This window comes from Streptomyces sp. NPDC044063, from assembly GCF_056434285.1.
The window spans coordinates 27363-48343 of record NZ_JBWKFM010000028.1; the positions used below are offsets into that span (position 1 = coordinate 27363).

A 20981-nucleotide genomic window follows, 5' to 3' on the forward strand; every position below is an offset into this window, starting at 1 on the left:
CGGTCAAGAGGCCGAGGCCGGCGGCACCTGCGGGGCCTGGGTGAAGTGGATGTCGGAGAGGGCGGCGTTGAAGCGGGTGAGGAGGTTGCAGAAGATCTCCCGCTCGTCCTCCGCCCAGCCCTGGGTGACCAGGGCCATCAGCTCGCGCCGCGAGGCGCGGACCTCCTCCAGGCGGGCCTTGCCGCGCGGGGAGAGCTGGAGGACGACGGCGCGGCCGTCCTCGGGGTGCGAGGTGCGCTTGACCAGGCCGGTGTCCACCAGCGGGGCCACCTGGCGGGTGACGGTCGAGGAGTCGATGCCCATGCCGGCGGCGAGGGCCTTGACGCCCATCGGGCCCTCCTGGTCGAGGCGGTTGAGCAGCAGGTAGGCGGCGCGGTCCATGGAGTTGTGGACCCGGCCGACGCCGCCGAGCCGGGTCTGTTCGGCGCGGCGGGCGAAGACGGCAACCTGGTGCTGGAGGGCGTCGAGGACGCCGGGGGCGAGGTCGGTCGTCATGTCCTGAGGGGTGGGCATGGCTGGGACTCACTTCGTGCGACGGCAGGGAAAGGGCTGGGAACTGCTGAGAATGGGGGACAGAGTACGCGGCCCGGCGCCCGTTCGTACCAGTGCTCGGCAAACCGGTCGGTATGCCGGTATCCGGGGCCGGTTCCGGTTCGGGGCCGCGCCGGTGCCGCGCCCCCGCCGGGCCTGTGCCGGGCCTGTGCCGCGCCCGTCCCGCGCCGGGGACCGACGTGGTCCGTTCCGGCTCCGCACCGGTGCGCGGCCGGTGATCCCGGGGGGCGCTTCCGGGTCTTCGCGCCCGCTTCCGGGGAGTGCGCGCGGGCTCCCGGCGGCGGCGCGATACTGACCCCATGGCCGCACCACCGGTGTCCCTGGACGACGTCCGGCGCGCACGGCGGACGCTGTCGGGGGTGGCGCAGCGGACCGCCCTGGAACCCAGCCGCCACCTGTCCCGGCTGGTGGGCACGCCGGTCCGGCTCAAGTGCGAGAACCTCCAGCGCACCGGCTCCTTCAAGATCCGCGGCGCCTATGTGCGGATCGCCGGCCTGAGCCCCGCCGAGCGGGCGGCCGGCGTCGTCGCGGCGAGCACCGGCAACCACGGACAGGGCGTGGCGCTCGCCGCGACCCTGCTGGGCGTACGGGCCACGGTCTTCATGCCGGAGGGCGCCCAGTTGCCGAAGGTCGCGGCCACCCGCGACTACGGCGCCGACGTGCGGCTGCGCGGGCAGGACCTGGACGAGACGCTGGAGGCCGCGCGGGAGCACGCGCGGCGGACCGGCGCGGTCCTCGTCCACCCCTTCGACCACCCCGACATCGTCGCCGGACAGGGCACGGTGGGCCTGGAGATCGTGGAGCAGTGCCCGGAGGTGGGCACGGTCGTGGCGGGCGTCGGCGGGGGCGGGCTGATCGCCGGGATCGCGGTGGCCGTCAAGGCGCTCCGGCCGGACGTGCGCGTCGTGGGAGTGCAGGCGGCGGGCGCGGCCGCGTACCCGCCGTCGCTGGCCGCCGGCCGCCCGGTCACCCTGGAGGCGCCCGCCACGATGGCCGACGGCATCCGCGTCGGGCGCCCGGGCGACCTGCCGTTCCGGATCGTCGGGGAACTCGTCGACGAGGTGCGCACGGTGTCGGAGGACGAGCTGGCCGCCGCGCTGCTGCTGTGCCTGGAGCGGGCGAAGCTGGTGGTGGAGCCGGCGGGGGCGAGCGCGGTGGCCGCGCTGCTGGCCGACCCGGCGGCGTTCCGGGGCCGGGGGGCCGGGACGGCCGCGGACGACGGACGCGACGACGCGGGGGACGCCGCGGGGGCCGACGTGGGGGACGCCGCGCGGGAGGGCCGACGGGCGGGCGAACGGCCGGTGGTGGCCGTCCTGTCCGGTGGCAACGTCGACGCGCTGGTGCTGCAACGGGTGCTGCGCCACGGCATGGCGGCGGCGGGCCGTTACCTCTCGCTCCGGCTGCGGCTGACGGACCGTCCGGGCGCGCTGGCCGGCCTGCTGGAGGTGCTGTCCCGGGCCCGGGCCAACGTCGTCGACATCGGCCACGTCCGTACCGGTCCGCGGATCGGGCTGACCGAGGCGGAGGTCGAGGTGCACCTGGAGACCGCGGGGCCCGAGCACAGCGCGGCGGTACGGAAGGCGCTGCGTGCGGCGGGATATCCGGTGCTGTCCTGATATCCCGTGACAGAAAGAGGTGCGGGGGGCGTTCTTATCCGGTGGGAATCATTCACGGGGCGGAACACGGCTCGCGAACGTAAAATCGTCTATTACGTCACCCGAAACGGGGAGAACATCCATGCCAGGCGCGATTTACGCCGAAGGCCTGGTCAAGACCTTCGGCGACGTCACGGCTCTGGACGGCGTCGACCTCGACGTCCCTGAAGGAACCGTCCTAGGACTGCTGGGCCCCAACGGCGCGGGCAAGACCACCGCGGTGCGCGTGCTCACCACCCTCATCCGTCCCGACAGCGGCAGGGCCGTCGTGGCCGGGATCGACGTGCTGCGGAAGCCCAACGAGGTCCGGCACGCCATCGGCCTCTCCGGCCAGTTCGCCGCCGTCGACGAATATCTGACGGGCCGTGAGAACCTCCGGATGGTCGGCCGGCTCTACCAGATGAACGCGCGCGAGGCGAAGGAGCGGGCCGGTGAGCTGCTGGAACGTTTCAACCTCGCCGACGCCGCCGACCGCCCCGCCAAGACCTACTCCGGCGGCATGCGCCGCCGCCTCGACCTCGCCGCGGCGCTCGTGGTCAGCCCGCCCGTGATGTTCATGGACGAGCCCACCACGGGCCTGGACCCGCGCAACCGCCAGGCGCTGTGGGAGGTCATCCAGGAACTGGTCGCCGGCGGCACCACCCTGCTGCTCACCACGCAGTATCTGGAGGAGGCCGACCACCTCGCCCACGACATCTGCGTGATCGACCACGGCAAGGTCATCGCCCGTGGTACGTCCGACCAGCTCAAGGCGCGCACCGGCGGCGAACGCGTCGAGCTCGTGGTGCACGACCGCGCGCACGTCCCGCTCGCCGTCGAGATCGTGCGCCCCTACGGCAAGGGCGAGTTCACCGTCGAGGAGCACACCCGCAAGGTCATCGTCCCCGTCTCCGGCGGCGCCAAGCTGCTCGCCGAGGTGATCCGCGAACTCGACGCCCGGGGGGTCGAGATCGACGACATCGCGCTCCGCCGCCCCACCCTCGACGACGTCTTCATATCCCTCACCGGCCATGTCGCCGAGACCGGCGACGAAGGCCCCGAGCAGGAAGGGGCGACGCCATGACCGCGGCCGGCGACACCCTCGCCCGGCGCCCGGTGCCCCGCGGGCGCGGCGGAGCCGTCCAGTCCGTACGCGACTCCCTCGTGGTCGCCCAGCGCAACCTCATCCGTATGATCCGCATACCCGAGGTGGTCATCTTCGGGCTGGTCCAGCCGATCATGTTCGTGGTGCTGTTCAGCTACGTCTTCGGCGGCTCGATCTCCGTCGGCGGCAACACGGACCCGGCCGCGTACCGCGAGTTCCTCATGGCGGGCATCTTCGCGCAGACGGTCACCTTCGCGACCGCCGGCGCGGGGGCCGGCATCGCGGACGACATGCACAAGGGCCTCATCGACCGCTTCCGCTCGCTGCCCATGGCGCGCGGGGCCGTGCTCACCGGGCGCACCCTCGCCGACCTGGTGCAGACCGCCCTCACGCTCGTCGTCCTCGCGATCGTCGCCGTGATCGTCGGCTGGCGCATCCACGAGGGCGTGCCCAAGGCCCTGGCCGGCTTCGCCCTGCTGCTCCTGCTCGGCTACGCCTTCTCCTGGATCGGCGCGCTGATCGGGCTGTCGGTGCGCACCCCGGAGGCGGCCACGTCGGGCGGCCTGATCTGGCTCTTCCCGCTGACCTTCATCTCGAACGCGTTCGTCCCGGCGGACAACATGCCCACCGTGCTGCGCGTGATCGCGGAGTGGAACCCGTTCAGCGCCACCGTCCAGGCGGCCCGTGAGCTGTTCGGCAACCTGCCGCCCGGCTATCCGGTGCCGGGGGCCTGGCCGATGCAGCACCCGGTGTGGGCGTCGCTGATCTGGTCCCTGCTGATCATCACGGCCTTCCGGGCCCTGTCGGTCCGCAAGTACCGCTCGGCGACCGCGTAGGGCGGGCCGCGCGGGACCGATCGCGCGGGACCGATCGCGTGGAGCCGGCCCCGTAGGGCCGGCCGCGCGGGGCGCCCGTACGGCACGAGGCCCCGGCCCCCGCGAAGGGGGCCGGGGCCTCGGCGTCCGCCGTGTCCGGTGGCTCAGGCCTGGTAGGGCTTGGCCTCGAGGATGCGGACCATGGCCTTCTTGCCGTTGGGCAGCTCGTACTGCGCGTCCTCGCCGATCTTCTTGCCGTTGACGCCCGAGCCCAGCGGGGACTGGGGGGAGTACGTCTCGATGTCCGAGCTGGCGTACTCGCGGGAGGCCAGCAGGAACGCGAGGGTGTCGTCGGGGTCGCCGTCGAACGCGATCGTCACGACCATGCCGGGCGCCACCACGCCGTCGGCGACGGCCGGGGCCTCGCCGACCTTGGCGGACTCGAGCAGCTGGGTGAGCTGGCGGACGCGGAGCTCCTGCTTGCCCTGCTCCTCCTTGGCCGCGTGGTAACCGCCGTTCTCTCGCAGGTCACCTTCCTCGCGGGCCGCGGCGATCTTCGCCGCGATCTCGGTGCGAGCGGGACCAGACAGGTACTCCAGCTCGGCCTTGAGCTGGTCGTACGCCTCCTGAGTCAGCCAGGTGACGTTGTCGCTGGTCTGGGTCACAGGTGCTCCTCGTCGGTACTGGGGGTGAGATTGCCGGTGTAGGCATCTCGATACAAATGAACGCCCTCCTCAGAAGGGTGCACCTTCAAAGGTGGGCGAAACCACGAGCCTAACAATTACGTCCGTAAAGGGGGAAGAAGTAAAGGGGAGAAACTGCGCAAGAATCACGTCAATGCAGGTCAGAGCGGGTCGGTGATGACCCCCTCGAACCGCCGCGGGAGTCGCTCAGCCGCGCTGTTCGGTCCGGCAGCCCTCGAGCTCGGTGGCCGCGGCGTGCGCGGTCGTACGCAGCGTGACCCGCTCGGTGAAATGCGTGGCGTCACGGTCGAAACGGAAGTCCTTGCGGGCCACCTCGGCACCGTCCGCGCCCAGGGAGCGCATCGTGCACACGACCGCCTCGTCCTTGCCCTTGCGGATCTCCAGGACCGCCTGCGCGGTGTGGTCGTCGAGCGGCTTGGAGCGCAGCAGCTGCGTGCTGCCGTCGGTCGAGGTGACGTAATGCACACCCGCCCAGCCGATGAAGCCCAGCAGCGCCGTACCCAGCACGGCCCCGACGATCTTCAGCTTGCGGTCGGCGCGCTCGTCCGCCGAGCGGCCGTAGCGGCCCTCGGGCAGGGCTCCGCGGTCCGCAGCCATCGATCGTTCCTCCTGGTAGGGCCGGTAGGGCCGGTTCCGGGCGGTTCGCTCACCGGCCGGGCGCTTCGTCCCGCGAACCCGGAATGAAAACCCGCCCGCTTCGGTCACTATAGGAGGCGCCCCCGGACACCGATGGAGGGGCCCAGACCAGTGACTGAGGATCGAGCCTTGACTGAGCAGTTGCGAATGATGGCCGTTCACGCCCACCCCGACGACGAGTCGAGCAAGGGCGCGGCCACGATGGCCAAGTACGTGTCCGAGGGGGTGGACGTGCTGGTCGCGACCTGCACGGGCGGCGAGCGCGGCTCCATCCTCAACCCCAAGCTCCAGGGCGACCCCTACATCGAGGAGCACATCCACGAGGTCCGGGCCAAGGAGATGGACGAGGCCCGCGACATCCTGGGCGTCAAGCAGGAATGGCTGGGATTCATCGATTCGGGCCTTCCCGAGGGCGACCCGCTGCCCCCGCTGCCCGAGGGCTGCTTCGCCCTTCAGGACGTCGACGAGGCGGCCGGCCGGCTGGTGAAGCTGATCCGCGAGTTCCGTCCGCACGTGGTCACCACGTACGACGAGAACGGCGGCTACCCCCACCCCGACCACATCATGACCCACAAGATCACGATGGTGGCCTTCGACGCCGCGGGCGACCCCGAGCGCTACCCCGAGGCCGGCGAGCCCTGGCAGCCGCAGAAGCTCTACTACAACCAGGGCTTCAACCGCCCGCGCACCCAGGCGCTGCACGACGCGCTGATCGAGCGCGGCCTGGACTCCCCCTACGGCGAGTGGCTGGAGCGCTGGAACGAGATGGGCCGCGAGCGCACCCTGACGACCTTCGTGCCCTGCGCCGACTTCTTCGAGATCCGTGACAAGGCCCTGATCGCCCACGCCACGCAGATCGACCCCGACGGCGGCTGGTTCAAGGTGCCCATGCACATCCAGCGCGAGGTGTGGCCGACGGAGGAGTACGAGCTCGCGAAGTCTCTCGTCGACACCTCCCTCCCCGAGGACGACCTCTTCGCGGGTATCCGCAACAATTGACCCCATGATGAGCGCGACTGCAACCCTCGCCGCAACCCACCTCGTGCCCTTCGCCGCCGAGGAGCTGGACAAGAACAAGGTCACGCCCGGTGTGCTCGGCTTCATCGTCTTCGCCGTGATCGGCGGAGCCGTGTGGCTGCTCATGAAGAGCATGAACAAGCACATGAAGCGCGTGGACTTCGAGGAGGCGCCGGAGCCCGGCGAGGGCGGTCAGGCCGAGCGGACGGCCTGACCCCGGCCGTCCCGGGTGCCGTAGCGCCCTCCCGGCGTGCCGGTGGGTAAGGATGGGGACCATGCCGAACCGCCTGGCGCACGAGACGTCCCCGTACCTCCTCCAGCACGCCGACAACCCGGTCGACTGGTGGCCCTGGTCGCCCGAGGCCTTCGCCGAGGCCCGGCGCCGGGGTGTGCCGGTGCTGCTGAGCGTCGGGTACTCCAGCTGTCACTGGTGCCATGTGATGGCGCACGAGTCGTTCGAGGACCCGGCCACCGCCGAGCTGCTTAACGCCCACTTCGTCGCCGTCAAGGTCGACCGCGAGGAGCGGCCCGACGTCGACGCGGTCTACATGGAGGCCGTCCAGGCCGCCACCGGCCAGGGCGGCTGGCCCATGACCGTCTTCCTCACCCCCGACGCCGAGCCCTTCTACTTCGGCACCTACTTCCCGCCCGAGCCCCGGCACGGCATGCCGTCCTTCCGTGAGGTGCTCGACGGCGTACGGGCCGCCTGGAGCGACCGCCGCGACGAGGTCGGGCAGGTGGCCCGGCGCATCGTCCGCGATCTCTCCGAGCGGACCCTCGCCGTGGACACCTCCGCGCCGCCCGGCCCGGAGGACCTCCACGGCGCGCTGCTCGGCCTCACCCGCGACTTCGACGCCACGCGCGGCGGCTTCGGCGGCGCCCCGAAGTTCCCGCCGGCGATGACGGTGGAGTTCCTGCTGCGCCACCATGTGCGCACGGGCTCCGAGGCGGCCCTGGAGATGGCCGCCGCGACCTGCGAGGCCATGGCCAGGGGCGGCATCTACGACCAGCTCGGCGGAGGCTTCGCCCGGTACTCGGTGGACGCCGAGTGGATCGTGCCGCACTTCGAGAAGATGCTCTACGACAACGCCCTGCTCTGCCGGGCGTACGCGCACCTGTGGCGGGCCACCGGCTCCGGGCTCGCCCGCCGGGTCGCCCTGGAGACCGCGGACTTCATGATCCGCGAACTGCGCACGGCCCAGGGCGGCTTCGCGTCGGCCCTGGACGCCGACAGCGACGACGGCACGGGCCGGCACGTCGAGGGCGCCTACTACGTGTGGACGCCCCGGCAGCTGCGCGAGGTCCTCGGTGCCGAGGACGCGGCGCTCGCGGCCCAGTACTTCGGCGTCACCGAGGAGGGCACCTTCGAGCAGGGCTCGTCGGTGCTGCGGCTGCCCGACACCGACCTCCTGGCCGACGCCGCGCGGATCGCGTCCGTACGGGAGCGGCTGCTGGCCGCCCGCGCGGAGCGCCCCCGGCCGGGGCGCGACGACAAGGTCGTGGCCGCCTGGAACGGCCTGGCGATCGCCGCGCTCGCCGAGGCCGGCGCCTACTTCGACCGCCCGGACCTGATCCAGGCCGCCACGGACGCCGCCGACCTGCTGGTCCGCGTCCACATGGACTGGCACGCCCGGCTGGACCGCACCTCGCTCGACGGCGTGGCGGGCGGCCACGCGGGCGTCCTGGAGGACTACGCGGACGTCGCCGAGGGCTTCCTCACCCTGGCCTCGGTCACCGGCGAGGGGGTGTGGGTCGACTTCGCCGGGCTGCTGCTGGACGCCGTGCTCGTGCACTTCACCGACATCGACGGGGCCCTCTTCGACACGGCCGACGACGCCGAGATCCTCATCCGCCGCCCGCAGGACCCCACCGACAACGCCACACCCTCGGGCTGGACGGCGGCGGCCGGCGCCCTCCTGACGTACGCGGCCTACACCGGCGGCACCGCGCACCGGGAGGCGGCCGAGCGGGCGCTGGGCGTCGTACGCACCCTGGGCCCGAAGGCGCCGCGCTTCGTCAGCTGGGGGCTCGCGGTCGCCGAGGCCCTGCTGGACGGGCCCCGCGAGGTGGCCGTCGTGGGCCCCGCCGACCACCCCGTCACCCGGCAGCTGCACCACACGGCGCTGCTGTCGACCGCGCCCGGCCTGGCCGTCGCGGTGGGCGAGCCGGGCGCGGACGAGGTGCCGCTGCTGCGCGACCGGGGGCTGCTCGACGGCCGCCCGGCGGCCTACGTCTGCCGCCGCTTCACCTGCGACGCGCCGACGGCGGACCCGAAGGCGCTGGCGGCCCGGCTGGGCGGCTGAAGCCTCTGTCTCAGGGGCTGAAGCCTCTGTTTCAGGGGGTGAGGCCTCTGTTTCAGGGGGTGAGGCCCCGGGCCAGGGTGCCCAGGGCCCGGTCGGCCAGTGGCAGCAGCAGGTCGGCGGGCTGGCCGTGGTCGACCCAGTGCATCATCGTCTCCTGCATGGCCGCGAGGACCGCGGCGGCCGCCACCCGCAGCTCCAGGTCGTCGGGGGAGCGGCCGGTGCGCTCGGCGAGGACGCGGCAGAGCATGCGGCCGGTGGCCACCATGCTCTCCGCCGCCCGGCCGCGCAGCGCCGGCACCTCGTGGATGAGGCGGGTGCGCTGGCGGAGCTCGTCGAGGTCGTTCTCCATGGCCTCGCGCAGGACGCCGCACAGGGCGGCGCGTACGGCCTCGGCGGGCGGCTCGCCGGCGGGGCGGGCCCGGATGGCCTCCTCCAGCAGCGGCTTCTTCCCGTCGTCGAGGACGATGTCCTCCTTGGTGGGGAAGTAGCGGAAGACCGTGCTGGGGGAGACGTCGGCGGCCTCGGCGATCCGGTCGACCGGCGTGGCGTCGTACCCCTGTTCCGCGAACAGCCGGAAGGCGGCGCGGCGGATCGCCTGCCGGGTCTGGATCTTCTTCCGTTCGCGCAGCCCCAGCCGGGGGGCGGGCCGCGCGCCGGAGGACGTCTGTGCTGAGGCCATGGGCAGCATTCTCGGTCATCGGCCCCTGGCCTTCGGGGGCGGCCTTCGGGGCGGCCCCCGAGGGGCGGCCCGGGCCGTCGTTGACGGGGCTCTGATGGCCGGCGGGGTGTGTGACCCCGTGTGCGGGGCAGGTGACTCGTCGTCAGTTCCGAAAGGGGTGGGTCATGACGGTTGCGGCTCTGCTGACCGCTGTGTTGTGCGTCGGTGGTTATGTGCTGCTGGGCGAGGTGGCGGTGGTCGCCGTGGTGCTGGCCGGGGTGGGGGGCCTGACCTGGCGGGTGGCCGTGGCCTCCCGGCCACGACCGGCGCCCGGGAGCCGGGTGCCCGGGAGCCGGGTGCACGGGGGTCGAATGCACGGGAGCCGGGTGCCGGCGCGCGGCACCCGGCTCCCGGGCGGGCGGAGCGGCGTCTCGGGCGTGCGTGTATCAGGCGTGCGTATAGGCGACGAGCGAGATGCCGACGTAGTGCGTGACGAAGGCCGCCAGGGTCAGTGAGTGGAACACCTCGTGGAAGCCGAACCACCGGGGTGAGGGGTTGGGGCGCTTCATGCCGTAGATGACGCCGCCCGCCGAGTAGAGGAGGCCGCCGACGATCACGAGCACGAGGACGGCGATGCCGCCCTTGCGCAGGAAGTCGGGCAGGAAGAAGACGGCGGCCCAGCCCATCGCGATGTAGCAGGGCGTGTAGAGCCAGCGCGGGGCGCCGACCCAGAAGACGCGGAAGGCTATCCCCGCGGCGGCCGCCGCCCAGACCGCCCACAGCAGCGCCTCGCCCCGGCCGCCGGGCACCAGCAGGATCGTCAGCGGTGTGTAGGTGCCCGCGATGATCAGGAAGATGTTCGCGTGGTCGAGGCGGCGCAGCACGGCGGTGGCGCGCGGGCTCCAGTCGCCGCGGTGGTAGAGCGCGCTCACGCCGAACAGCAGGCAGGCGCTGAGGACGTAGACGGCGCAGGCCACCCGCCCGCGCGGACTGTCGGCCAGGGCGGTCAGCAGGACGCCGGAGATCAGCACGGCGGGGAACATCCCGGCGTGCAGCCAGCCGCGCAACCGTGGCTTCGCGGGGAGGTCCGGCGCGGGGGGCGGGGTGGGCGCGGAAGGCGCGGAGAGCGCGAGCTGCGCTGCGTCGGGCGCGGGAGTCATGGCCGTCATGCTACCTACGGGACCGTAGGTTACGGACAGGTATCACGTGGTGATGCTCACGGGGGTGCCCCCTGGACAGATCGGATGAGTAGTCGGATGATCAAATGAGTGCGGGCGGCACCGGATGAGCGGTCACGAAGCGTCTGGGTCGCAGCCCCCAAGGGGCATACATGTGCAGAGGCGGACCTTGCGGACATCGTCGGCAGGGACCGCTCCACCCTCAACCATCTGACGCCGGGCACGCGGGTCCCGGCGGAACGGAGCGATCGTGGCGCGCACCAGTGCGGCTCCCACCACCCCCACCAACCACCAGGAGCTGATCTCCTGGGTCGACGAGATCGCCGCCCTCACCCAGCCGGACCGTGTGGTCTGGTGCGACGGTTCCGAGGCCGAGTACGAGCGCCTGTGCGAGGAGCTCGTGGCCAAGGGCACGTTCCGGAAACTCGACCCGGTCAAGCGCCCGAACTCCTACTACGCCGCCTCCGACCCCAGCGACGTGGCACGCGTCGAGGACCGCACGTTCATCTGCTCCGCCAAGGAGGAGGACGCCGGTCCGACCAACCACTGGAAGGCCCCCGCCGAGATGCGGGAGATCTTCGCGGGCAAGGACGGTCAGGGCGGCATCTTCCGCGGCTCCATGCGCGGCCGCACCCTCTACGTCGTGCCCTTCTGCATGGGCCCGCTCGGCTCGCCGCTCTCCGCCATCGGCGTCGAGATCACCGACTCCGCCTACGTCGCCGTCTCGATGCGCACCATGACCCGCATGGGACAGGCCGTCCTCGACGAGCTCGGCGACGACGGCTTCTTCGTCAAGGCCGTCCACACCCTCGGCGCGCCGCTCGCCGAGGGCGAGGCCGACGTCCCCTGGCCGTGCAACTCCACCAAGTACATCTCGCACTTCCCCGAGGACCGCGAGATCTGGTCCTACGGCTCCGGCTACGGCGGCAACGCCCTGCTCGGCAAGAAGTGCTACGCCCTGCGCATCGCCTCGGTGATGGCCCGTGACGAGGGCTGGCTGGCCGAGCACATGCTCATTCTCAAGCTCACCCCGCCGGCGTCCGTCGCGGCCGAGCCCAAGTACGTCGCCGCCGCCTTCCCCTCCGCCTGCGGCAAGACCAACCTCGCCATGCTGGAGCCCACGATCTCCGGCTGGACCGTGGAGACCATCGGCGACGACATCGCCTGGATGCGCTTCGGCGAGGACGGCCGCCTCTACGCCATCAACCCCGAGGCCGGCTTCTTCGGCGTCGCCCCCGGCACCGGCGAGCACACCAACGCCAACGCCATGAAGACCCTCTGGGGCAACGCGGTCTTCACCAACGTCGCCCTCACCGACGACGACGACGTCTGGTGGGAGGGCATGACCGAGGAGAAGCCCGCCCACCTGACCGACTGGCGCGGCAACGACTGGACCCCCGGCGCCGACACGCCCGCCGCCCACCCCAACGCCCGCTTCACCGTGCCCGCCTCCCAGTGCCCGACCATCGCGCCGGAGTGGGAGGACCCCAAGGGCGTGCCGATCTCGGCCATCCTCTTCGGCGGCCGCCGCGCCACGGCCGTCCCGCTGGTGACCGAGTCCTTCTCCTGGCAGCACGGCGTCTTCCTCGGCGCCAACGTCGCCTCCGAGAAGACCGCCGCCGCCGAGGGCAAGGTCGGCGAGCTGCGCCGCGACCCGTTCGCCATGCTGCCGTTCTGCGGCTACAACATGGGCGACTACATGGGCCACTGGATCAAGGTCGGCGCCGACCGGGACCAGTCGAAGCTGCCGAAGATCTACTACGTCAACTGGTTCCGCAAGAACGCGGCGGGGGAGTTCGTCTGGCCCGGCTTCGGCGAGAACAGCCGCGTGCTGAAGTGGATCGTCGAGCGCCTCGACGGCCGCGCCGAGGGCGTCGAGACCCCCATCGGCGTCCTGCCGACGAAGGAGGCCCTCGACACCGACGGCCTCCGCATCGCCGACGCCGACCTCGACCTGCTGCTGTCGGTCGACCGCGAGGTGTGGCGCGAGGAGGCGGGTCTGGTGCCGCAGCACCTGGAGACCTTCGGTGAGCACACGCCGAAGGAGCTGTGGGACGAGTACCGCGCCTTGGTGCAGCGGCTGGGCTGACGTCTTCCCATCCGCCCATCCGCCCATCCGCCCGCCCCGGCCGTCGTGGTCTCACCGCCCGGCCGGGGAGCGGCGACGGTACGGGGGACGACGCACTCCGAAAGCCAGGACCCGGCTGAACGGCGACCCGTGGTCCTTCGGACGGACGATCGGCCGGAAGGGCCGCGTCCGTGCGGGGAGATGCGCTACGGTCGCGGCGTAATCGGGTTGCTTCGCACCGTGAACGAAGCGACCCCCGACGCCGGGGGTAACCAGCGAAGGGGGTCTACACCCGCCTGGAGCTAAGGCCTCCCAACTGATCGAGCGCGGCGCCCTGGCGCTCTCCCATGTCTCGCACCGCGAACGGCGACTTCGCCTGACGGGGCGGGAAGTGGCGGGACTGGCGCCGCTGGCCGCCGAGTGGTTCCTGCGCGGTGCCTCGCTGACCGACCTGCGTGAGGCGCTCACGCTGGGGCTTCCCGAACGCGTTCACTCGGCGGCGGCCCTGGTCCGCAACCGTCTGATGCGCAAGATGCCACCAGCGCCGTCGTTCACCGAGCAGAGCACCGTCCCGGACGCCCCGGCCGAGCCACGCGTGGCGAGCATGCGCGAATGCCAGGGCGACCACGTCCAGTCGCGCCTGTTCCGCCCGGTGGAGGGGGAGGCTCTGTGCCCGGCCTGCTGCCGGGAGCGGGCGGAAGAAGCCGCCGCCGAGGGCGGGACGGAGGTATCTCCTCCTGCTGCCGTACTGGGCGCCGCGGCGGTGCGAGCAGCGCTCCGCGCCGGTGAGCGCGCCGTGGTCAGCGGGTCGCCGAGCCCATGCGGGTAGGGGGCGAGGCGTTACACGTCAGGTTCTCCACGGTGCCCTGAGGCGGGAGAGCCGGAGGGACTTTCGTGTTCTGGAAAGGATCAGTCCTTGACCGTGCCGTAACCGCATCGGGAGCATCGACATGATGGACGCACCACCGATGCGAGGGGGCGACGGAATGCTGCGGAAGCTGTCGGGTGATCCGGACTGCAAGAACGGTACGTGCCCGACCTTGTGGGCGACGGAGGACGCGGGAAGCTACGTGGTTCAGGGGTACGTCGTCACCGACCCCGAACGGCTGGCCCAGCTCGACCTGCCCGAAGGGGAGACCGCCGTCCTGGTTCCGGCCGCCGTCCTGGAGGAGTACTTCCGTGCTCAGCGGTGAGGAGTTCGGCCGGCTGTTCGACAGCTTCGAGCACTCGGCGTTCCGACTGGAGACCCTCGCCGTCTACGACGTCGAGGACGAGCGGGAAGAGTTCGAGGCTTTCCTGGAAGGCAAGCCGATGCCGCCCGAGTGGCATGACAATCCATGGGTACGGTCCATGACCGACCGAGGGAAGTCCGTGTCCCGAGTGCACGTCCTTCGGTCGCCACTCACCGACTACCTCCGCTATGAGCTGTCGGCATACCCCGGGAACATCACGGCCGGTGAATCCATCGGAATCATCGACCTGTCGGAGAGGGATGTGGCAGGTCTCCCGGATCACGACTTCTGGCTGTTCGATGATGCCGACGTCTACCGGATGCACTACACGGAGGGCGGGCAGTTCCTGGGAGCCGAGCTCCTGCCGCCGGGTCGGCTCGCCGAGTATCGGCAGTACCGGGACATTGCCTCGGCTCACGCCGTTCCGTTCGCGGAGTACTGGAGCACGCACCACTGAGCCGGCGCACGGAACTGGGAACTGCTCTGCGGGCGCTCAGGACGGCATCGGGACTCACCGGTGAGACCGTCGCCCGCAGGGCAGCCATGTCCGCAGGGAAGCTTTCAAAGATCGAGACGGGCAAGGTCCTGCCCAGCGTTACCGACACCGACTTGATCCTGACCGCGCTGGGCATCTCGGAAGCGGCCAAGGCCGACTTCCTGGACGCGGCGAGAGCCGAGGCCACCGAGGCGACGGCATGGCGTGTGCTGCGCCGCATGGGGCCTTGGAAACACCAGAAGGCGATCAAGGCCATCGAGGCCCGGACAACCGTTCTCCGGCTCTTTCAGGGGCAACTGATCCCCGGCTTGCTCCAGACACCGGAGTACGCCTCCGCCATCTTCTCCCTGCCGCCGGGCTTGTCCGACGAATCCAAGGCCAGGACGGTAGCCGCACGGCTTGAGCGTCAAGCTGTGCTCTACGAACCACGCCGGACCTTCGATTTCCTCATCTGTGAGCACGTCTTGAGATGGCGCATCTGCATGCCCGTCGTCATGGCGCTGCAACTCGACCGACTGCTGTCCCTGTCCCGATTGCCCAACGTCAGGCTCGGCGTGATCCCGCTGTCCGGCTTGATGCCGGACTTCCCGATGACGTGCTTCAGCCTGCATGACGATCGGCTGGTCATTGTGGAGACATTCCATTCGGAGGTCAGCACGCGGGAGCCGAGAGACATTCAGCAGTACACGGAGACGTTCGAGCGGTTCGCCTCAGCCGCTGTCTACGGCGCCGACATGCAAGCCGTCGTCGAGGCCATCCGGGACGACTTCTTTCACGAACAGGAAACCAGCTAGATCCTGGCGCCCCGACTCGGACACCATCGGCTGCTGACACCCACAGACGGCAGCGAAGGAGTACGCGATGGCGGCCGGGACCAACGGGTGCGAGTACTCAGCGGCTGTCGGACAGATCAGGAAGGACACGACGATGACCGACCTGTACAAGCTCCCGGTCGAGGGAGCCGAGTTCGCCAAGGCATGCGGCGGCAACACGCATCCGGACGGCGAGGCGTGCGTGACGCTGGCGAAGATCGGGCCGGACGCGTGGGCCATGGGCGACAGCAAGCGCCCGGGCGCCGAGCCGCTGCGCTTCACCACGGCGGAGCTGAACGCGGCGGGCATCGACCCCGCCCGCTTCGAACTGTCCGCCTGAACCACCCGCGCCACCTGAACCGACGGCCCTGCCCGCGCGCCGACGGGCGGGGCCGTCGCCACCCCATGGAACGGAGCAGCGGTGCACCATCACGGTTACGCGTGGCTCGGGGAGAAGAAGACGTTCGACAAGGAGAGCATCCGCAGACCGCCCGGCCAGGCCCCCACGGCGACCAGCGAGAAGGACGTGGTCGACCGGTACCGGGAGACCGTGGCCGTGTTCCCGACCTCCGACGTGCCGCCGATCCAGACGGCGCACTGGCTGATGAAACCACCCTCGATGATCCGGGGGACATGGGAGGAGCCCCAGGACGCCGGCGAATGGCTCGGCCTCCAGGTCACCGAATTCGCACCCCGCTTCGCCTCCGAGCAGGATCGGGAGGCGACCAGGCTGGTTCTCCTGGTGAAGGCCGCGGTCGAACGTCTCACCTGGGGAGGGGACGTGTCCCTCGGCCACTATCTGACGGGCACCGTCTTCCACTCGGTCGCCCTCGTGACGTGTTCGCCCAACCGCGCCGCGCCCGGGCTCCTCTGTCCAGCCGGTCAGGCCCACGCGTGACGACGGCGCTCTTCGAAAGAGGGGAGTGCCCCGTTCCGTCACGCTGATCCCGGAAGTCGCTACATCCGGTCCGTGATGCCCAGTGCCGCCGCGTGCGTCCGCAACCGTTCCGACGCCAGCGCCGCGCCCCGCGCGTCGCCGCGCTGCGTCGCGACGACCAGCGCCTGCCCCGCGAGCATGTGCGCCCGCTGGTGGAGCGCGGCCGGTGCGGAGGATGCCGTCGTCGGGGTCGCCCGCAGCGGGGTGTGGCCGGTCAGACGTTCGATCTCGGCGGTCAGGCGTCCGGCCGCTTCGTCCAGGGACGGTGCCGGCGTCAGGGCCCGCAGTTCGTCCGTCACCGTGAGCAGGGCGGTCAGGTGCTCGGCGAGTCGGGTGTCCAGCTCCTCCTGGCGGGAGCGGTGGGGCCCGTGTGCGTGGACCGATCTGGTGCGTATCGGCTCGTACATGGATGGCCTCCTGAGTTACCTCTGAAGGCCATCCTAACTTAGACCGTGTCTAAAACTGTCTAGACCTGGCTGTAGCCGTCGAGGAAGTTGCCGATCCGGGTCACCGCGTCCGCCAGATCCTTGGCGTTCGGCAGCGTGACCAGGCGGAAGTGGTCCGGCTCCGGCCAGTTGAAGCCCGTACCGTGGACGACCATGATCTTCTCGGTGCGGAGGAGGTCCAGCACCATCTGCCGGTCGTCCTTGATCTTGTAGACCTTGGGGTCCAGGCGCGGGAACGCGTACAGCGCGCCCTTCGGCTTCACGCACGTCACGCCCGGGATCCGGGTCAGCAGCTCGTGCGCCACGTCGCGCTGCTCCAGCAGCCGGCCGCCCGGGAGCACCAGGTCATTGATCGACTGCCGGCCGCCGAGGGCGGTGGCCACCGCGTACTGGGCGGGCATGTTGGCGCACAGCCGCATGTTCGCCAGGATCGTCAGACCCTCGATGTAGCTGTCCGCGTGGGCCTTGGGGCCGCAGACCGCCATCCAGCCGCTGCGGTAGCCGGCGACGCGGTAGGACTTGGACAGGCCGTTGAAGGTCAGCGTCAGCAGGTCCGGGGCGATCGCGGCGGTCGGCGTGTGGGTGACGCCGTCGTAGAGGATCTTGTCGTAGATCTCGTCGGAGCAGACGATCAGGTTGTGGCGGCGGGCGATCTCCGTGAGGCCGCGCAGCATCTCGTCGTCGTAGACCGCGCCCGTGGGGTTGTTCGGGTTGATGATGACGAGGGCCTTGGTGCGGTCGGTGATCTTCCGCTCGATGTCGGCCAGGTCCGGCATCCAGTCCGACTGCTCGTCGCAGCGGTAGTGCACCGCCGTGCCGCCCGCCAGCGAGACCGACGCCGTCCACAGCGGGTAGTCCGGGGCCGGGACGAGGACCTCGTCGCCGTCGTCCAGCAGCGCCTGCATCGACATCTGGATCAGCTCGGAGACGCCGTTGCCCAGATAGACGTCCTCGACGGACAGCTCGATGCCCTTGGTCTCGTAGTGCTGCACCACCGCGCGCCGGGCCGAGAGCAGACCCTTGGCGTCGCCGTAGCCGTGCGCGTCGCCGACGTTGCGCAGCATGTCCTCGAGGATCTCGGGCGGGCACTCGAACCCGAAGATCGCGGGGTTGCCGGTGTTCAGCTTGAGGATGCGGTGACCTGCCGCTTCCAGCCGCATGGCCTCCTCGAGCACCGGGCCACGGATTTCGTAGCAGACGTTGGCGAGTTTCGTTGACTGGATCACCTGCATGACGGCCACCCTACGGGGCCGCTCCACGGGCCGCGCGCCCTTTCCCACGGGCCTCGCGCCGCCCTCACGCCCCCCGCCGGGCCGCGCCGGAGCGCCGGACCGTGCGCCCCGCCAGTACGTCCGTCCGCCGGCCGTCTTCCATCGCAAAGCGTCCGGCAATCAGGACATAAGGAATGCCGGTCGGAAGGCCCCGAGGGGCTTCGAAAGTGGCGCCGGCGGCGACCGTGTCCGGATCGAAGAGCACCAGGTCGGCGATGTTTCCGGGCCGGATCAGCCCCCGGTCGGACAGCCCCAGACGCAGCGCGGGCCGCGACGTGAGATGCGCCACGCACTCCTCCAGCGGGAGCACGCCCAGCTCCCGTGCGTACCGTCCGAGGTAGTGCGGAAACGTGCCGTAGGCGCGCGGGTGCGGCTTCGCGCCGTGCAGAATCCCGTCACTCCCGCCCGTGTGGGCGACATGCCGCATGATCGCGCGCACGTTCCCCTCGTCCCCCACATGGTGGAGGATCGTCGTGCCCAGCCGGTCCTCGACCAGCAGCCGGCGGGCCGTGTCCCAGGGCCGCTCGCCGCGCTCGCGCGCCGCCGCGGCCACCGTCCGGCCCACATGGCCGGCGAGCCCCGCCGAGCCCACCCCCGAGATCTCCACCGTGTCCCAGTCGACCGGCACCCCGTGACAGCCGTCCGACCCCTCGGCCTCCAGGGCGTGCCGCATCCGCTCGGCGGCCGCCGCGTCCCGCAGCCGGCCCAGCACCGCCTCAGGCCCGCCCTCGTGCGCCCACCCCGGCAACAGGGCCACCAGCGAGGTGCAGCCCGGCGTGTAGGGATAGGTGTCGAGGGTGATGTCCGCGCCCGACGCGAGCGCCGCGTCCAGCAGCGCGAGCAACTCGGGCGCGCGCCCCTCGTTCACCCCGAAGTTCATGACCGCGTGCGCCAGGTGCAGCGCGCAGCCCGCCGCCCGCGCGACGGCCACCGTCTCCGCGTACGCGGCGAGCGCCCCCGCCCCGTACGAACGGTGGTGCGGGCAGTAGTAGCCGCCGTACGCCGCCACCACCCGGCACAACGCGGTCAGCTCCGCGTCGTCCGCGTACATCCCCGGCGTGTACGTCAGCCCTGACGACATCCCCACCGCGCCCTGCTCCAGCCCCTCCGCCACCAGGCGCCGCATCCGGGCCAGCTCGGCGGGCGTGGCCGGCCGGTCCTCCCAGCCGACGGCCAGCATCCGGACCGTGCCCTGCGGCACGAGGTACGCGGCGTTCACCGCGATGCCCTCGCCGATGCCCTCGTCGGCGAAGCCGTGGTCGAGCCGGTCGAGGTACGCGCCGACCGTGTGCCAGCCGGCGTCGACGTCCGCGCCGTCGCCGTTCCAGCCGCTGATCGCCGTACGCACCTCGGCCCGCGTCCGCCCGTCGACCGGCGCGTACGACAGACCGTCCTGGCCGAGCACCTCCAGCGTCACGCCCTGCGCGACCTTCGCCACGTGCGCGGGGTCGCGCAGGAGGGCCAGGTCGCTGTGGGAGTGCATGTCGATGAAGCCGGGGCTCAGCGCCAGGCCCGTGGCGTCGAGGGTGCGGCGGGCGGAGGGGCGGGGGCCGGCACCGCGCTCGGGGTGGATCCGGGCGATCCGGCCTTCGGTCACGGCGACGTCGGCGCGGTAGGAGGGGCGGCCGGTGCCGTCGATGACGCGGGCGTTGCGGATGACGAGGTCCATGAGGGCCTCTCCCCACCCCGCCCACGGTCCTCACACGCCGGACGGGCTGTTTTCAGCCCGTCCGGCGTGTGAGGACAAGGCTAGAAGAACGTCCGCACGTAGTCCGTGACCGTTCCGGCCTCGGTCGCCAGCGGAATCAGCGGCCACTTCTCGAACACCGTGCACGGGTGCGACAGCCCCAGGCCCACCCAGTCGCCGACCTCCAGGCGTTCCGCCTCCTCGCCCGTGAGGGAGACGAAGGCGTGCTGGTCGGCGAGGCGGGTGATCGTCAGGCCGGTGGCGGGGCGGAGGGAGCCGTCGCGGGCGGAGCGGATGACCTGGGGTTCGGGGAGGTCGAGGTCGTAGGAGACGTCGCGCTTGCCCGCGTTGACGTAGGCCATGCCGGGCTCGGGGCGGGAGACGACCTGGGCCCACAGCCGGAACGCGGGCTGCAGGGCGCCCTCGTCGGGGCGGCGGTTGAAGGGGGTCTTGCGGCGGTACTGCCCGTCGTCGTGCGTGACGTACGCGCCGGAGCGCAGCAGCTTGAGCACCGGCGCGGACAGCGGCGGGAGCTCAGCGAAGACGCTCGCGACGGCGTCGAACCACGCGCTGCCGCCCGCGCTCACCACGATCTCCTCGACCCCGGCGAAGCGGCCCGCCTCGTCGAAGGCGACCGCCAGCCCCGTCAGCCGGCGCAGCCACGCGTCGACGAGCGCGGTGTCCGCGTCCGGGATCTCGGCCTCGTAGCCGGCGACGCCGACCAGCCGCAGGGTGCCGGTGGCGGCCACCGCGTCCGCGACGGCCTCGGCCCGGGCCTCGTCGCGGACGCCCGTACGGGCGCCCGCCGCGCCCAGCTCGACGACGACGTCCAGCGGGCGGCCCGCGCCCGCGTCGCGCAGGGCGGCGTCCATCAGCTCGACGCCGCGCACCGAGTCGACGTACGTGATGATCCGCAGCTCCGGGTCGGCGGCCAGTTCGCCCGCCAGCCAGCGCAGCGCGGCGGCGTCGACGACCTCGTTGGCGAGGAAGATCCGCCGCACACCGAAGGCACGGTAGACGCGGACCTGCGCGGGGGTGGCGGCCGTGATGCCCCACGCGCCGTGCTCCAGCTGGCGCCGGAAGAGCTGCGGGGCCATGGAGGTCTTGCCGTGCGGGGCGAACGCCAGGCCGTGCCCGGCGGCGTAGCGCTCCATGACCGCGAGGTTGTGGTCGAGCGCCTCGGCGGAGAGGGCCAGCACCGGGGTGGTGAAGCCGCCGGTGAACAGCGACCGGCGCTCGGCCGCCAGCTCGCCGACGGTCCGGCCGTCCGCGTCCGGGGGCAGCCCCTTGAAGCGGTGGTCCAGCCGTTCTCCGGCGAGGCGGTCGACGGCGTCGTCGGCTATGGGGGCCATGGGGTCTCCCGTCGGATCGTGTGCAACACCCGCACCACCCACACCCTTGGATGTGGGAGGCGCTCGCGGCTGTTTAAC

The 20981-nt window shown here is 71.6% G+C and carries 22 protein-coding genes; 13 read left to right on the forward strand and 9 right to left on the reverse strand.

Annotated elements, in window-relative coordinates:
• Positions 1–3 precede the first annotated feature (3 nt).
• Positions 4–513: a MarR family winged helix-turn-helix transcriptional regulator gene (locus tag AC07BS_RS27835; protein WP_478643112.1), complete on the reverse strand. Its 510-nt coding sequence runs from the start codon at positions 511–513 to the stop codon at positions 4–6.
• A gap of 338 nt (positions 514–851) precedes the next feature.
• On the opposite strand from AC07BS_RS27835, the gene AC07BS_RS27840 reads away from it, so the two are divergent.
• From AC07BS_RS27840 to AC07BS_RS27850, 3 genes are all read left to right on the forward strand, one after another.
• Positions 852–2168, forward strand: coding sequence for a threonine ammonia-lyase (locus tag AC07BS_RS27840; RefSeq protein WP_478934848.1), 1317 nt, complete (start codon positions 852–854; stop codon positions 2166–2168).
• Positions 2169–2289: 121 nt separating this feature from the next.
• A complete protein-coding gene (locus AC07BS_RS27845) occupies positions 2290–3270 on the forward strand; it encodes an ATP-binding cassette domain-containing protein (protein WP_478643106.1) in 981 nt (326 codons plus the stop codon).
• A complete protein-coding gene (locus AC07BS_RS27850; RefSeq protein ID WP_478643103.1) occupies positions 3267–4127 on the forward strand; it encodes an ABC transporter permease in 861 nt (286 codons plus the stop codon). The genes AC07BS_RS27845 and AC07BS_RS27850 overlap by 4 nt, the downstream gene beginning before the upstream one ends.
• A 143-nt stretch (positions 4128–4270) precedes the next feature.
• On the opposite strand, the gene greA is transcribed toward AC07BS_RS27850, so the two are convergent.
• Together greA and AC07BS_RS27860 are read right to left on the reverse strand one after the other, a co-directional pair.
• Positions 4271–4771 carry a transcription elongation factor GreA gene (gene greA / locus AC07BS_RS27855; protein ID WP_478643101.1) on the reverse strand — a complete coding sequence of 167 codons (501 nt, stop codon included), beginning with the start codon at positions 4769–4771 and terminating at the stop codon, positions 4271–4273.
• Positions 4772–4996: 225 nt separating this feature from the next.
• Entirely contained in the window at positions 4997–5407 is a 411-nt protein-coding gene (locus AC07BS_RS27860) for a DUF4307 domain-containing protein (RefSeq protein ID WP_478934849.1), read from the reverse strand.
• 168 nt (positions 5408–5575) lie between these two features.
• Between AC07BS_RS27860 and mca the strand changes: the two genes are divergently transcribed.
• The 3 genes from mca (at position 5576) to AC07BS_RS27875 (ending at position 8766) form a co-directional block, all read left to right on the forward strand.
• Positions 5576–6445 carry a mycothiol conjugate amidase Mca gene (mca, locus tag AC07BS_RS27865; RefSeq protein ID WP_478643096.1) on the forward strand — a complete coding sequence of 290 codons (870 nt, stop codon included), beginning with the start codon at positions 5576–5578 and terminating at the stop codon, positions 6443–6445.
• Between the two features lie 4 nt (positions 6446–6449).
• Positions 6450–6677: an RAMP4 family protein gene (locus AC07BS_RS27870; RefSeq protein WP_478643093.1), complete on the forward strand. Its 228-nt coding sequence runs from the start codon at positions 6450–6452 to the stop codon at positions 6675–6677.
• A 61-nt stretch (positions 6678–6738) separates the two neighbouring features.
• Positions 6739–8766, forward strand: coding sequence for a thioredoxin domain-containing protein (locus AC07BS_RS27875; RefSeq protein WP_478643091.1), 2028 nt, complete (start codon positions 6739–6741; stop codon positions 8764–8766).
• A 52-nt stretch (positions 8767–8818) separates the two neighbouring features.
• On the opposite strand, the gene AC07BS_RS27880 is transcribed toward AC07BS_RS27875, so the two are convergent.
• A complete protein-coding gene (locus tag AC07BS_RS27880; RefSeq protein ID WP_478643088.1) occupies positions 8819–9454 on the reverse strand; it encodes a TetR/AcrR family transcriptional regulator in 636 nt (211 codons plus the stop codon).
• 416 nt (positions 9455–9870) lie between these two features.
• A complete protein-coding gene (gene trhA, locus AC07BS_RS27885) occupies positions 9871–10584 on the reverse strand; it encodes a PAQR family membrane homeostasis protein TrhA (protein WP_478643085.1) in 714 nt (237 codons plus the stop codon).
• A gap of 268 nt (positions 10585–10852) precedes the next feature.
• On the opposite strand from trhA, the gene AC07BS_RS27890 reads away from it, so the two are divergent.
• The 7 genes from AC07BS_RS27890 to AC07BS_RS27920 all read left to right on the forward strand — a co-directional run bounded on the left by AC07BS_RS27890 (position 10853) and on the right by AC07BS_RS27920 (position 16108).
• On the forward strand, positions 10853–12691 hold the full coding sequence (locus tag AC07BS_RS27890; RefSeq protein ID WP_478643082.1) for a phosphoenolpyruvate carboxykinase (GTP): 1839 nt from the start codon (positions 10853–10855) through the stop codon (positions 12689–12691).
• Between the two features lie 370 nt (positions 12692–13061).
• Entirely contained in the window at positions 13062–13499 is a 438-nt protein-coding gene (locus AC07BS_RS27895; RefSeq protein ID WP_478934850.1) for a hypothetical protein, read from the forward strand.
• 121 nt (positions 13500–13620) lie between these two features.
• The gene (locus AC07BS_RS27900; RefSeq protein WP_478934851.1) at positions 13621–13863 is read left to right on the forward strand and encodes a hypothetical protein; all 243 of its coding nucleotides are present in this window, start codon (positions 13621–13623) and stop codon (positions 13861–13863) included.
• On the forward strand, positions 13850–14359 hold the full coding sequence (locus AC07BS_RS27905) for a DUF6879 family protein (RefSeq protein ID WP_478934852.1): 510 nt from the start codon (positions 13850–13852) through the stop codon (positions 14357–14359). The genes AC07BS_RS27900 and AC07BS_RS27905 overlap by 14 nt, the downstream gene beginning before the upstream one ends.
• A 14-nt stretch (positions 14360–14373) precedes the next feature.
• Positions 14374–15192, forward strand: a complete 819-nt coding sequence (locus AC07BS_RS27910) for a helix-turn-helix domain-containing protein (RefSeq protein ID WP_478934881.1) — start codon at positions 14374–14376, stop codon at positions 15190–15192.
• 133 nt (positions 15193–15325) lie between these two features.
• Positions 15326–15550: a DUF397 domain-containing protein gene (locus AC07BS_RS27915; protein ID WP_478934853.1), complete on the forward strand. Its 225-nt coding sequence runs from the start codon at positions 15326–15328 to the stop codon at positions 15548–15550.
• Positions 15551–15631: 81 nt separating this feature from the next.
• Complete coding sequence (locus AC07BS_RS27920) at positions 15632–16108, forward strand: hypothetical protein (protein WP_478934854.1); 477 nt, start codon at positions 15632–15634, stop codon at positions 16106–16108.
• A 59-nt stretch (positions 16109–16167) separates the two neighbouring features.
• Here AC07BS_RS27920 and AC07BS_RS27925 read toward each other — a convergent pair whose 3' ends face one another.
• The 4 genes from AC07BS_RS27925 to AC07BS_RS27940 form a co-directional block, all read right to left on the reverse strand.
• On the reverse strand, positions 16168–16554 hold the full coding sequence (locus AC07BS_RS27925) for an SCO4983 family protein (protein ID WP_478934855.1): 387 nt from the start codon (positions 16552–16554) through the stop codon (positions 16168–16170).
• A gap of 59 nt (positions 16555–16613) precedes the next feature.
• Entirely contained in the window at positions 16614–17825 is a 1212-nt protein-coding gene (locus AC07BS_RS27930) for a pyridoxal phosphate-dependent aminotransferase (RefSeq protein WP_478934856.1), read from the reverse strand.
• Between the two features lie 64 nt (positions 17826–17889).
• The gene (locus tag AC07BS_RS27935) at positions 17890–19533 is read right to left on the reverse strand and encodes an N-acyl-D-amino-acid deacylase family protein (RefSeq protein WP_478934857.1); all 1644 of its coding nucleotides are present in this window, start codon (positions 19531–19533) and stop codon (positions 17890–17892) included.
• Positions 19534–19613: 80 nt separating this feature from the next.
• Positions 19614–20903 carry an alanine racemase gene (locus tag AC07BS_RS27940; RefSeq protein WP_478643074.1) on the reverse strand — a complete coding sequence of 430 codons (1290 nt, stop codon included), beginning with the start codon at positions 20901–20903 and terminating at the stop codon, positions 19614–19616.
• Positions 20904–20981 lie beyond the last annotated feature (78 nt).